Raw genomic sequence first — 12,974 nt, 5'->3', positions numbered from 1 at the left:
GGATCAGGCCTCGATCAGCAATACATCGACGATCGGCTTCTTACCCGTCCAGCGCGTCGCCACGCGACGGGCGGAGAGGCGGATATCCTCGCGCAGCTTGTCGCGGTCGCGGCCGCCCTTGCGGGTCGCCTCGATAACGGCGCCGACCGCCTCTTCGAGGAAGGGATCGCGATCCTCCTCGACCGGGATGCCTTGCAGCCTGATCTGCGGCGTGCCGATCATCTTGCCGCCGCGATCGATCGCCACCGCCACCGACATCTGGCCGAACAGGCCGAGCTTGCGACGCTCGTTGATCGTCGCGCCGTCGCCCGGCAGGATCACGTCGCCATCGAGCACCAGCCGGCCGACATGGGCATGGCCGAGCTTCTCGGGTGCGCCGGGGGCAAGCCGAACGATCTCGCCATTGGTCTGCAACAGCGCCCGCGGAATGCCTTCGGACAGGCCGAAACGTGCCTGCTCCATCAGATGGCGCATCTCGCCATGCACCGGCATCAGTATCTCGGGCCGGATCCAGCGGTACATCGCCGCGAGTTCCGGGCGGCCCGGATGGCCGGAGACATGGACATGCGCCTGGCGCTCGGTGATCATTTCGACGCCCCTGGCCGCGAGCTGATTCTGGATCCGTCCGATCGCGACCTCGTTGCCCGGGATCTGCTTCGACGAGAAGACGACCGTGTCGCCGGCATCGAGGCTGATCGGGTGCGAGCCCGCCGCGACACGCCCGAGCGCGGCGCGTTCCTCGCCCTGCCCGCCGGTCGCGACGATCAGGACCTTGTTGCGCGGCAGGCGCATGGCTGCATCGGGTTCGACGGTTTCCGGGAAATCCTTGAGATACCCGGTCGCGCGCGCGACCTTCATGATGCGATCGAGCGAACGGCCCTGTACGCAGAGCTTTCGCCCTGTCTCACGGGCGACTTGGCCGAGTGTGTGCAGCCGCGCCGCATTGGAGGCGAAAGTAGTGACCAGCACCCGGCCCTTGGCCTTGGCGATCACCTCGGCCAGGCCGACACGCACTTCCGCTTCCGAACCCGAAGGCTCGGGGTTGAACACGTTCGTCGAATCGCAGACCAGCGCGAGCACGCCGGAGTCGCCGATCGCTTCGAGCTGTTCCGGCGTCGCAGGCTTGCCGAGCACCGGCGCGGTATCGAGCTTCCAGTCGCCGGTGTGGAACACGCGGCCATAGGGCGTGTCGATCAGCAGCGCGTTCGCTTCCGGGATCGAGTGCGACAGTGGCACGAAATTCACGCCGAACGGGCCGATATCGACCCGCTGGCCCGGCTTCACGACGTTGAGGCGCACGCGGTCGGCATTGCCCTCTTCCTCGAGCTTGCCGCTGATGAGGCCGGCGGTGAAGGGCGTCGCGTAAAGCGGCACGCCAAGATCCTCAGCGAGGTAGGGCAGCGCGCCGATATGGTCCTCATGACCATGAGTCAGCACGATGCCGACGAGATTGTCGATCTGCTCCTCGATGAAGGCGAGATCGGGCAGGATCACATCGATCCCCGGATATTGGGGATCAGCGAAGGTGATGCCGCAATCGACCATCAGCCACTTGCCATGGCAGCCATAGAGATTGACGTTCATGCCGATCTCGCCCGAGCCGCCAAGCGCAAGGAAAAGGAGTTCTTTGTTGGGAGTCACGTAGGTTTCTGTTCTTTCTTGGTTCGTCATCCCCGGAAATGGGGGCTCCCGGCTCATGCGTCATCGGCGTATCGACACCGTGGTGAGGGGGGAGGAATGATGTTCCCGCGCTGGCGAGAATGATTGTTCAGGTCCTTATATGGGCGCGATCCCACAACATCGCCAGCCCCTGAATGGTCAGGTCGGGTTCGATCACGTCAAAAACATCGGTCTGCTTCTCGAAAAGCGTGGCGAGCCCGCCGGTCGCGATCACCTTCACGGGACGACCGACCTCGGCCTTGATGCGGGCGACCAGCCCCTCGATCATCGCGATATAGCCCCAATAGATGCCGATATGCATCTGGCTGACCGTATCGCGGCCGATGACGCTGGTATTGGCGGGCGCCTCGATCGCGATGCGCGGCAGCTTGGCCGCGGCGGTGACGAGAGCATCGAGCGACAGGTTGATGCCCGGTGCGATGATGCCGCCCTTATAGGCACCGTTGAAGTCGGAGAAATCGAAGGTGGTGGCGGTGCCGAAATCGATCGTGATCAGGTCGCCGGCGTGGAGGGCGTGCGCGGCGATCATGTTGACCGCGCGATCCGCACCCACCGCATGCGGCTCTTCCACGTCGAGCTGCATGCCCCATTCGACCGGCGGCTGCCCGGCGATCAGCGGCTCGCCGCCGAAATATTTGCGCGCGAGCGTCTGGAGATTGTGGAGCGCGCGCGGAACGACCGTTGCAATGATCACGCCGGTGACCGCGCCGCGATCATAGCCTTCGAGCGTCAGGAGCTGGCTGAGCCAGACGGCATATTCGTCGGCTGTCCGGCGCGGATCGGTCGCGATGCGCCACCGCGCCTTGATCGTGCCGTTCTCGACGAGCGCGAAGACCACGTTGGTATTGCCGGCATCGATTGCGAGCAGCATGCGAACCCCTATCCCTTCCGTTCGTGTCGGGCGACGTCGAGACACATTCGCATCGCCGCCGGCCCCTGTTTCTCCGCATCGCTCGAAACGAACGGAGCCATATCAGATCAGGAAGATGTCGGCGGCGTGAATGACACGGCTCGATCCATCCGCCAAGCGCAGGATGAGCGCACCTTCGCTATCCAGCCCCTGGAACAGACCGTCCATGCTGCTGCCGTCAGGCAAACGGGCGGTGAGTGCGGTCCCGAGTGGATGCGCCCGTTCGAGCCACCGGGCGCGGACCGGAGCAAGACCTTCAACACGCCAGATGCCGAGCCAACGCTCGAAGGCGTCGGCGAGGGTTTCGAGAAAGTCGGCTGGATCGGGGGCGGCGCCATGGGCTGCGAGGCTGGTGGCGGGACGTTCGAGATCAGTGGGATGATAGGCGAGGTTGACGCCCATACCGATCACCACGGCGTCGTCAGTACGCTCAAGCAGGATGCCGGAAAGCTTGGCCCCGTCCAGCAACAGATCGTTCGGCCACTTTATAAGCCCTCCCCGGTGAAGGCCGGCGCCCGGTATCGCGCCGCTCGTTGCTGGACCCCGGCCCTCGCCGGGGAAGAGATAGGCAGAGACGACTTCTTCCAGCGCCACCGCCGCCACGAGTGCGAGCGTCGCCGCCTGGGGGTCGACCGGCCGCAGCCGCACCAGCGTACTCGCATAGAGATTGCCCTCGGGCGACGACCAGGGCCTGCCCTGCCGCCCGCGCCCGCCGGTCTGCCGCTCCGCGCGGAGCCATAGCCCCTCGCCTGCGCCGCGGCCGGCAAGCATCAGCATGTCGGCGTTGGTCGACCCCGTCTCCGCGACCGTACGGATCGTGTGCGTCAGAACAGCGCCTTGGCGGCAGCCATGCTCCACGCGCCGAGGCACGGAATGGCGAGATAGCCGAGCGGCGAAATGAACGCCGCGGTGACGAAGATCAGGCCGCCCTCGACCCGGCTGCCGGCCGGCGCGAAGGCAGGCGCAGGATCGTCGAAGTACATCGTCTTCACCACGCGCAGATAATAATAGGCACCGATCACCGAGGCGGCGATACCGACCACGGCGAGCGGGAAGAGCCCCGCCGCGACGGCCGCCTGGAACACAGCGAACTTGGCGTAGAAGCCGAACAGGGGCGGAATGCCGGCCAGGCTGAACATGAAGAGCCCCAGGGCCAGGGCCAGGGCCGGACGGGTCTTGGACATACCCGACAGGCTGGCGATGCTCTCAACCGGCTGGCCGTCCTCGCCGCGCATCTGGAGCACGACCAGGAAGCTGCCCAGCGTCATCGCAACATAGATGGTCAGATAGACCAGCACTGACGACACGCCCTCAGCCGAGCCGGCCGCCAGACCGACCAGCGCGAAGCCGACATTGTTGATCGAGCTGTACGCGAGCAGACGCTTGATGTTGCTCTGGCCGATCGCGGCGACCGCACCGAAGATGATCGACGCAAGCGATGCGAAGATGACGATCTGGCGCCACTGGTCGGTTGCCGGGCCCATCGCCTCGACCGCGACGCGGACGGCAAGGGCCATCGCCGCGACCTTCGGCGCCGAGGCGAAGAAGGTCGTCACCGGGGTCGGCGCGCCTTCATACACGTCGGGCGTCCACATGTGGAACGGCACCGCGCTGATCTTGAAAGCGAGACCGGCGAAGACGAACACCAGGCCGAAAGTCAGGCCATACGAATGCCCCGCCTCATAGGCATCGGAGATAAGCGAGAAGAGCGTCGTGCCGCTGAAGCCATAGACCAGGCTGATACCATAGAGCAGGATGCCGCTCGCCAGCGCGCCAAGCACGAAATATTTGAGACCGGCTTCGGCCGAGCGCGTGTCACGGCGCATGAAGCTCGCCAACACGTAAGCGGCAAGGCTCTGCAACTCGAGGCCGACATAAAGGGTCAGGAGATCGCCCGCCGACACCATCATGCCCATGCCGATCGCCGAAAGCAGGATCAGGACGGGATATTCGGGGCGCAGATCGTCGCCCGAACTCTGCTGGAAGAAGTGCGGCGCGATGATGATCGCCACGGCAGCGGCGATATAGATCAGTACCTTGGCGAAGGCGGCGAAGGCATCGGCGCGATAGAGACCGTCAAAGGCGTCCCCGCCCGACGAGGCCGGGCCGCAAAGCGCGATGCCGGCCCCGAGCAGAACGGCAACGGAAGTCCAGGAAATGGCCCTGGTCGAAGCCTGCCCGCCCCAGGCAGCGGCGAGCATCAGGACCAGCGCGCCGGCGGTCAGCACCAGTTCCGGCAGCACCATGAGCAGCGAGGAGTTCATCAGTGTGCCTCCCCGTGATGCGCTTCCGGTGCAACGGCGCCGTGGTGAGCCGCAGGCGCGACGGGCTTGCCTGCGGTCGGCAGAGAATCGCTGGCCGGCGCGGCGCGTGCGATGCGAGCCTCCAGCGTGGCGACATCACCACGCATCGGGGCAAGGAAGCTTTCAGGGTAGACGCCCATCCACAGCACCACCGCCGCGATCGGGGCGAGCAGCGCGATTTCGCGGAGGGAGAGATCGGGCATCGCGCGGACGTCATCCTTGGTCAGATCGCCGAACACGACGCGGCGGTAGAGATAGAGCATGTAAGCGGCACCGAGGATGATACCGGTCGTGCACAGCAGGGTGATCGTCGTCGACACCTTGTAGGTGCCGGCCAGCGACAGGAATTCGCCGACGAAACCGCTGGTACCCGGCAGGCCGACCGATGCCATGGTGAAGAGCATGAAGAACAGCGCGTATTTCGGCATGTTGATCGCAAGGCCGCCGTAGCGGTCGATCTCACGGGTGTGCAGGCGATCGTAGATGACCCCGACGCACAGGAAGAGCGCACCCGAGACCAGGCCATGGCTGAGCATGACGATCATCGCGCCTTCGATGCCCTGGCGGTTGAAGGCGAACAGGCCGATCGTCACGATCGCCATATGGGCGACCGAGGAATAAGCGATCAGTTTCTTCATGTCGGACTGCACCAGCGCGACGAGCGAGGTATAGATCACCGCGATCGCCGAGAGGCCGAAGATCAGCCAGACGAACTCGGCCGAAGCCTCCGGGAACATCGGCAGCGAGAAGCGCAGGAAGCCGTAACCGCCAAGTTTCAACAGCACGCCGGCCAGGATGACCGAACCTGCGGTCGGCGCCTGAACGTGAGCGTCAGGCAACCAGGTATGGACCGGCCACATCGGCATCTTCACCGCGAAAGATGCGAAGAAGGCGAGCCACAGCCACGTCTGAGCGTGAAGCGGGAAATCGGTGTTGAGCAGGGTCGGGATGTCGGCGGTGCCGGCAAACTGCACCATCCACAACATCGCGATGAACATCAGCACCGAGCCGAGCAGCGTGTAGAGGAAGAATTTGTACGACGCGTAGATCCGGTTCGCACCACCCCAGATGCCGATGATCAGGTACATCGGGATCAGGCCGGCTTCGAAGAAGATGTAGAACAGGAACAGGTCCTGCGCCGCGAAGGTGCCGATCATCAGCAGTTCGGTGACGAGGAACGCACACATATATTCCTGGACGCGCTTCTCGATCGCGACCCAGCTCGCCCCGATGCAGATCGGCATGAGGAAGACGCTGAGCATGATCAGCATCAGCGCGAAGCCATCGATGCCGAGCTTCCAGCCGATCGGGCCGAACAGATTCTCATGCGCCTCGACGAACTGCCATTGCGGCCCGCCGATATCGAACTGCGCCCAGAGGCCGATGCCGAGCACCAGATCGACCAGGGTCGCGATCAGCGCGACCCAGCGCGCGGTGTTCGCGCTGACGAACAGGCACGCGACGGCGGCGATCGCCGGGATCGCGAGCATCACGGACAGGATGGGGAAACCGCTCATCGTGTGATCGCCCAGGTAACGGCGGCAGTCAGGCCGATCAGCATGACGAAGGCATAGGTGTACACATATCCGGTCTGGACCCTGCCGGCGACCCGCGAGCCGAGCGCGACGACCCAGGCCGAGCCGTTTGGCCCGAAGCGGTCGATCGTCTTCTCGTCGCCGCGGTGCCAGAAGAGGCGACCAAGGGCGAAGGCGGGGCGGACGAACAGGATGTTATAGAGCTCGTCGAAATACCATTTGTTGAGCAGGAAATCGTAGAGCAGGCTGAACTGCCCCGCGAGCTTCGCCGGGAAACCCGGGTTGCGGATATAGGCCATCCAGGCGCCCCATAGCCCGAGCAGCATAGCGATGGTCGCGGATAGCTTCACGCCCAGTGGCACGTTGTGCATTTCGTGCATCAGATGTTCGCTAAACGCGACGCTGCCCTTCCAATAACGCTCGCCCGCGTCCGGCTCGATGAAATAGCCGTGGAAGACGAAGCCGGCGACAACCGCGCCGATCGACAACAAGATCAGCGGGATCAGGATCGGGAGCGGACTCTCATGCGGATGATAGCCGCCGGTGCCGTCGCCATGATCGTGCGCGTGGCCGTGGTCGTGATGATGGGCATCATGGGCGTGCGCGTGATCATGGCCTTGATCATCATGGCCGTGCGCGTCATGCACCGCATGCTGGATATGTTCCGACTGGATCCAGCGCGGCTTGCCCCAGAAGGTCAGGAACATCAGGCGCCACGAATAGAAGCTGGTCAGCAACGCCACGATCATGCCGACGATCGACGCGCCGCCCTGCCCGGCCGCCCAGGCTGCCTCGATGATCGCGTCCTTCGAATGGAAGCCTGCGAAACCGATCGCGAGCGGATTGCCGAACACGGCGGGGATACCGACGCCGGTGATCGCGAGCGTGCCCGCCATCATGCCCCAAAAGGTGATCGGGATGTGTTTCCGCAAGCCGCCATAATAGCGCATGTCCTGCTCATGGTGCATCGCATGGATCACCGAGCCGGCGCCAAGGAACAGCAGCGCCTTGAAGAAGGCGTGCGTGAACAGGTGGAACATCGCCACATTGTATGCGCCGACGCCGGCGGCGAAGAACATGTAGCCGAGCTGCGAGCAGGTCGAATAGGCGATGACTCGCTTGATGTCGGTCTGCACGAGACCAACGGTCGCGGCGAAGAAGCAGGTCGCGGCGCCAATGGTCATCACTACGTGGAGCGCGAACGGGCTCGTCTCGAACATCGGTGACAGGCGGCAGACCATGAACACGCCGGCGGTGACCATCGTCGCGGCGTGGATCAGCGCCGACACCGGGGTCGGGCCTTCCATCGCGTCCGGCAACCAGGTGTGCAGGCCAAGCTGTGCCGACTTGCCCATCGCGCCGACGAAGAGCAGCAGACAGAGCACCGTCATCGTGTCGAAGCGCTGGCCGAGGAAGCCGATGGTCGATCCGGCCATGCCGGGCGCGGCGGCGAGGATGTCGGGGATCGAGACGGTACCGAACACCAGGAAGGTGCCGAAGATGCCGAGCATGAAGCCGAGGTCGCCGACGCGGTTGACGACGAATGCCTTGATCGCGGCGGCATTGGCGCTTGGTTTCTTGAACCAGAAACCGATCAGCAGGTAGGAAGCGAGGCCAACGCCTTCCCAGCCGAAGAACATCTGGACCAGATTGTTCGCGGTCACCAGCATCAGCATCGCGAAGGTGAACAGCGACAGATAGGCGAAGAAGCGCGGCTGATCCGGATCTTCCGCCATATAGCCCCAGCTATACAGGTGGACGAGTGCCGACACCGAGGTGATCACCACCAACATGACCGCCGTCAACGCATCGACGCGGAGCGCCCAGGCAACGTCGAGGTCACCCGAGTGGATAAAGTTCAGCACATGCGTGATGCTGGGTCCGGCACCGCCAAGATAAGGGATGAAGACCAGCCAGCTGAGCACGCACGACACAAACAGCGCGCCGGTGGTGAGCACCTTGGCGACGGTGTTGCCGAGAGCCCGGTTGCCAAGGCCTGCGACGATGGCCGCGAGGAGCGGCAGGAAGACGATGAGGAGGATCAACGAATTACCCCTTCATCCGGTTGACGTCGTCGACCGAAATCGTGCCGCGTCCGCGGAAATAGATAACGAGAATGGCGAGCCCGATCGCGGCCTCGCCGGCGGCGACGGTCAGCACGAACATCGCGAACACCTGCCCGACCAGATCGTGGAGATAGGCGGAGAAGGCGACGAGGTTCAGGTTCACCGCGAGCAGGATCAGTTCGATCGCCATGAGCATGACGATCAAGTTCTTGCGGTTGATGACGATGCCGAGCACGCCGAGGGCGAACAGGATCGCCGCGACGACGAGATAGTGCGTCAGGCCGATCACAGCTCGATCCCCTTGCCGACGCCGGGCTGGGTATTGCGCGTTGCGTCCTTCGGGCGCCGCGAGACCTGGCGGTTGATGTTCTGCGGACGGGTACCGCCACGCTCGCGGTGAGTCAGCACGATCGCACCGATCATGGCGACGAGCAGGACGAGGCCGGCCCCTTCGAACACGAACAGGTAGCGCGTGTAGAGCAGGTTGCCGATCGCCTGGATGTTGGGAACGTCCGCGGCAATCGGTGCGGCGCGACGGCTCAGTTCGATCGCGCCGGCGCCATAGGCCCCGATGCCGACGACGATCTCAGCCGCCAGCCCGACCGCGAGCACCAGCCCGATCGGCAGGTAACGGGCGAAGCCGCTACGCAGTTCAGCGAAATCGATGTTGAGCATCATCACGACGAACAGGAACAGTACCGCGACGGCGCCGACATAGACGATCACCAGCAGCATCGCGATGAACTCGGCGCCGACCAGCACCATCAGCCCCGCCGCGTTGAAAAAGGCGAGGATCAGCCACAGCACGGCATGGACCGGATTGCGCGCGGAGATGGTCAGCGCTGCCGACAGCAGCACCATCGCGGCGAACAGGTAAAAGGCGAGTGTCTGGATCACGGAATCAGGAGGCCCCTCGGATTCGGCTGGCGCTTAACGGTACGGTGCATCGGCGGCAAGGTTCGCGGCAATCGCACGTTCCCAGCGATCGCCATTGTCGAGCAGCTTTGCCTTGTCGTAGATAAGCTCCTCGCGGGTTTCGGTGGCGAATTCGAAATTCGGCCCCTCGACCACGGCATCGACCGGGCAGGCTTCCTGGCACAGGCCGCAATAGATGCACTTGGTCATGTCGATGTCGTAGCGCGTGGTGCGGCGGCTGCCGTCCTCGCGCGGCTCGGCCTCGATCGTGATCGCCTGGGCCGGGCACACTGCCTCGCACAGCTTGCACGCGATGCAGCGTTCCTCGCCGTTGGGATAGCGGCGCAACGCATGCTCGCCGCGAAAGCGCGGGGAGATCGGGTTCTTCTCGAACGGATAGTTGATCGTCGCCTTCGCCTTGAAGAAATAGCGAAGCGTCAGCGCGTGCGCCTTCACGAATTCCCACAGGGTGTAGGATTTGATGATCTGGCCGACGTTCATGACGAAACTCCAAAACGCGTCAGCATCAGGAAGCCCGACACCAGGAACACCCAGAACAGCGACAGCGGGAGGAAAATCTTCCAGCCCAGCCGCATCAGCTGGTCGTAGCGGTAGCGCGGGACGGTCGCCTTCACCCAGCTGAACACGAAGAAGAAGAACAGCATCTTGGCGAACAGCCAGATGATGCCCGGGACAACGATATTCGGGAAAAAGAAAAGGAACGGAATGTTGAGCGGCGCAAGCCAGCCGCCCCAGAAGAGCGTGGCGTTGAGCGCGCACATCAGGATAACGTTGGCATATTCGCCGAGCCAGAAGAGCGCGAAGCTCATCGAACTATATTCGGTCTGGTACCCGGCGACGAGTTCGCTTTCCGCCTCGGTCAGGTCGAACGGCGCGCGCTGGGTCTCGGCCAGCGACGAGATGAAGAACACGATCGCCATCGGGAACAGCAGCGGGTTGATGAAGTTGCCATTGACCCAGCCCCAAGCGTTGCCCTGCTGCGCCATCACGATATCCGACAGGTTGAAGCTGCCGGCCCACAGCACGACCGAGATGAGCACGAAGCCGATCGCGACTTCGTAGGAGACCATCTGCGCCGCGGCGCGGATCGCCGAATAGAAGGGGTATTTCGAGTTGGACGACCAGCCTGCCAGGATGATGCCGTAGACACCGAGCGATGAGGCCGCGAGCACGTAGAGCAGGCCGACATTGATGTCCGCGAGGACCACGCCCGCCTGGAACGGGATGACCGCCCAGACGATCAGCGCCACCGTGAAGGTGATGATCGGCGCGAGCAGGAACAGGGTCTTGTTCGCGCTGGTCGGAATGATGGTTTCCTGGAGGAAAACCTTCAAACCATCGGCGAAGCTCTGCAACAGGCCGAACGGGCCGACCACGTTGGGACCACGGCGGAGCGCCATGGCAGCCCAGATCTTGCGATCGGCATAAATGATCATGGCCACCGCCAGCATCAGCGGCAGCGCGATGACGAGGATGCCGACGATCGTGGCGACGAACCAGGCCCATTCAAAAGGCAGGCCGACAACGGATTGGAAGAAGTTGGTCACTCCGCGGCCTCCGCAAACTCTTCGCCGTGGATCAGCTCGGCCGAGCAGCGCTGCATCGTCGGGGACGCGCGGCAGATGGCGTTGGTGAGATAGAAATCCTTGATCGGATAGCCGACCGGACCCTCTCCCTTCGCGTCGAGTGCCGGCGCATTCCAGGCGAAGCGGCGCAGGCCAAGCGTGGCGAGATCGGGCGTGTCGACGCCCATGGCCGCGCGCAGTTCCTCGAGCGTGTCGAACGGCAGAGTCTTTCCCAGCACCGCGGACAGCGCGCGCAGGATAGTCCAGTCCTCGCGGGCGTCGCCCGGCGGGAACACTGCGCGCTCGCCGCGCTGGACCCGGCCTTCGAGATTAACCCAGGTGCCCGATTTCTCGGCATAGCTCGCGCCAGGCAGCACGACGTCGGCCGCGGCGGCGCCCTTGTCGCCGTGATGGCCGATATAGACCTTGAAGCTGTCGGCGAAGGCCGAGAAATCGACTTCGTCCGCGCCGAGGAAGAAAGCGAGCTTCGGCCTGGCGGCGGCGATATCGGCGATGCCGCCCTTCTGCGCAAGCCCGAGCATCAGGCCGCCCATGCGCGAGGCAGCCATGTGAAGCACGTTGAAGCCGTTCCACCCGTCACGCACCAGATCGAGCGACTTGGCGAGCGCGAGCGCGGCACCATGACCGCCCTTCAGTGCCGCACCGCCGACGATGACCATCGGGCGCTGGGCGTTCTTGAACGCCTCGGCCGCAGGCTTGGGCAGCTTGCCAAGCAGCGACAGGTCGTTGCCGAGCCATTCGACCTTGTAGGTCAGGTCGGTCTCTTCGCCGATCGCGAAGACCTTCGCCCCCTTCTTGATCGCCTTGCGGATACGGGTGTTCACCAGCGGCGCTTCCCAGCGCAAATTGGTGCCGACTAGCAGGATCGCATCGGCGGTTTCGGCTCCGGCGATCGTGCTATTGAAATTGACCGCGGCGAGCGACGTCGCGTCATAATCCATGCCCGTCTGCCGCCCTTCGAGCAGCGTCGAGCCCATCGCACCGAGCAGCGCCTTGGCGGCGTAGAGCGTCTCGCAATCGAGCAGATCGCCATGGATCGCCGCGACGCTGGAGCCGGCGTTCACCGCGGCAATGGCAGCGAACGCCTCGTCCCAACTTGCCTCGGTCAGCTTGCCGTCCTTGCGGATGAACGGGCGGTCGAGCCGGCGGCGGACCAGACCATCAACGGCGTGGCGGGTCTTGTCGCTGGCCCATTCCTCGTTGACGTCCTCGTTGATCACGGGGAGCGCGCGGAGGACCTGGCGGCCACGGCTGTCGAGGCGAATGTTGGTGCCGACCGCGTCCATCACGTCGATGGTCAGCGTCTTCTTGAGCTCCCATGGCCGCGCTTCGAACGCGTACGGCTTGGAGGTCAGCGCGCCGACCGGGCAGAGATCTACGACATTGCCCGACAATTCGCTGGTCACCGCGCCTTCGAGATAGGAGGTGATCTGCATGTCCTCGCCGCGATAGATCGCGCCGATCTCTTCGACGCCGGCGACTTCCTCGGCGAAGCGGATGCAACGGGTGCACTGAATGCACCGAGTCATCACCGTCTTCACGATGGGACCCATGTACTTCTCGGTCACCGCCCGCTTGTTCTCGTCATAGCGGGAATGGCCGCGACCATAGGCCAGGCTTTGGTCCTGCAGGTCGCATTCGCCGCCCTGATCGCAGATCGGGCAATCGAGCGGATGGTTGATCAGCAGGAATTCCATCACGCCTTCGCGCGCATTCTTCACCATGGGAGTGTTGGTGAAGACCTCCTGGTTCTCCGCGGCGGGCAGCGCGCAGGAGGCCTGGGGCTTGGGCGGCCCGGGCTTCACCTCGACCAGGCACATCCGGCAATTGCCGGCGATCGACAGGCGTTCGTGATAGCAGAAGCGCGGAATCTCCTTGCCGGCGATTTCACACGCCTGAAGCACCGTGGCGCCAGCGGGCACCTCGATCTCAATTCCGTCGACTTTGAGCTTTGGCAT

11 protein-coding genes are annotated in these 12,974 nt (G+C 64.0%); all 11 read right to left on the bottom strand.

Translation table 11 applies throughout. The features are described 5' to 3' along the window. Positions 1-3: 3 nt before the first annotated feature. The gene (locus tag P0Y59_01065; GenBank protein WEK00318.1) at positions 4-1,641 is read right to left on the bottom strand and encodes a ribonuclease J; all 1,638 of its coding nucleotides are present in this window, start codon (positions 1,639-1,641) and stop codon (positions 4-6) included. Positions 1,642-1,768: 127 nt separating this feature from the next. Beyond that, entirely contained in the window at positions 1,769-2,551 is a 783-nt protein-coding gene (locus tag P0Y59_01060; protein WEK00317.1) for a type III pantothenate kinase, read from the bottom strand. 102 nt (positions 2,552-2,653) lie between these two features. Continuing rightward, complete coding sequence (locus tag P0Y59_01055) at positions 2,654-3,367, bottom strand: biotin--[acetyl-CoA-carboxylase] ligase (protein ID WEK02459.1); 714 nt, start codon at positions 3,365-3,367, stop codon at positions 2,654-2,656. A 47-nt stretch (positions 3,368-3,414) separates the two neighbouring features. After that, positions 3,415-4,854, bottom strand: a complete 1,440-nt coding sequence (gene nuoN / locus P0Y59_01050) for an NADH-quinone oxidoreductase subunit NuoN (GenBank protein ID WEK00316.1) — start codon at positions 4,852-4,854, stop codon at positions 3,415-3,417. Continuing rightward, positions 4,854-6,410, bottom strand: coding sequence for an NADH-quinone oxidoreductase subunit M (locus P0Y59_01045; GenBank protein WEK00315.1), 1,557 nt, complete (start codon positions 6,408-6,410; stop codon positions 4,854-4,856). Before P0Y59_01045 ends, nuoN begins: the two co-directional genes overlap by 1 nt. Next, complete coding sequence (nuoL, locus tag P0Y59_01040) at positions 6,407-8,473, bottom strand: NADH-quinone oxidoreductase subunit L (GenBank protein WEK00314.1); 2,067 nt, start codon at positions 8,471-8,473, stop codon at positions 6,407-6,409. Before nuoL ends, P0Y59_01045 begins: the two co-directional genes overlap by 4 nt. Positions 8,474-8,477: 4 nt before the next feature. Next, positions 8,478-8,783 (bottom strand): NADH-quinone oxidoreductase subunit NuoK, encoded by a 306-nt coding sequence (gene nuoK, locus P0Y59_01035; GenBank protein WEK00313.1) that lies wholly within the window; start codon positions 8,781-8,783, stop codon positions 8,478-8,480. Next, positions 8,780-9,391 carry an NADH-quinone oxidoreductase subunit J gene (locus P0Y59_01030; GenBank protein WEK00312.1) on the bottom strand — a complete coding sequence of 204 codons (612 nt, stop codon included), beginning with the start codon at positions 9,389-9,391 and terminating at the stop codon, positions 8,780-8,782. Before P0Y59_01030 ends, nuoK begins: the two co-directional genes overlap by 4 nt. A gap of 33 nt (positions 9,392-9,424) precedes the next feature. Further along, positions 9,425-9,910, bottom strand: a complete 486-nt coding sequence (nuoI, locus tag P0Y59_01025; GenBank protein WEK00311.1) for an NADH-quinone oxidoreductase subunit NuoI — start codon at positions 9,908-9,910, stop codon at positions 9,425-9,427. After that, complete coding sequence (nuoH, locus tag P0Y59_01020) at positions 9,907-10,977, bottom strand: NADH-quinone oxidoreductase subunit NuoH (protein ID WEK00310.1); 1,071 nt, start codon at positions 10,975-10,977, stop codon at positions 9,907-9,909. The genes nuoI and nuoH overlap by 4 nt, the downstream gene beginning before the upstream one ends. Next, positions 10,974-12,974, bottom strand: a complete 2,001-nt coding sequence (gene nuoG / locus P0Y59_01015; GenBank protein WEK00309.1) for an NADH-quinone oxidoreductase subunit NuoG — start codon at positions 12,972-12,974, stop codon at positions 10,974-10,976. The genes nuoH and nuoG overlap by 4 nt, the downstream gene beginning before the upstream one ends.

The organism is Candidatus Sphingomonas phytovorans, from assembly GCA_029202385.1.
Taxonomy (GTDB): domain Bacteria; phylum Pseudomonadota; class Alphaproteobacteria; order Sphingomonadales; family Sphingomonadaceae; genus Sphingomonas; species Sphingomonas phytovorans.
Note: the sequence above shows the minus strand (reverse complement) of the source record. Positions and strands in the feature narration are given on the sequence as shown.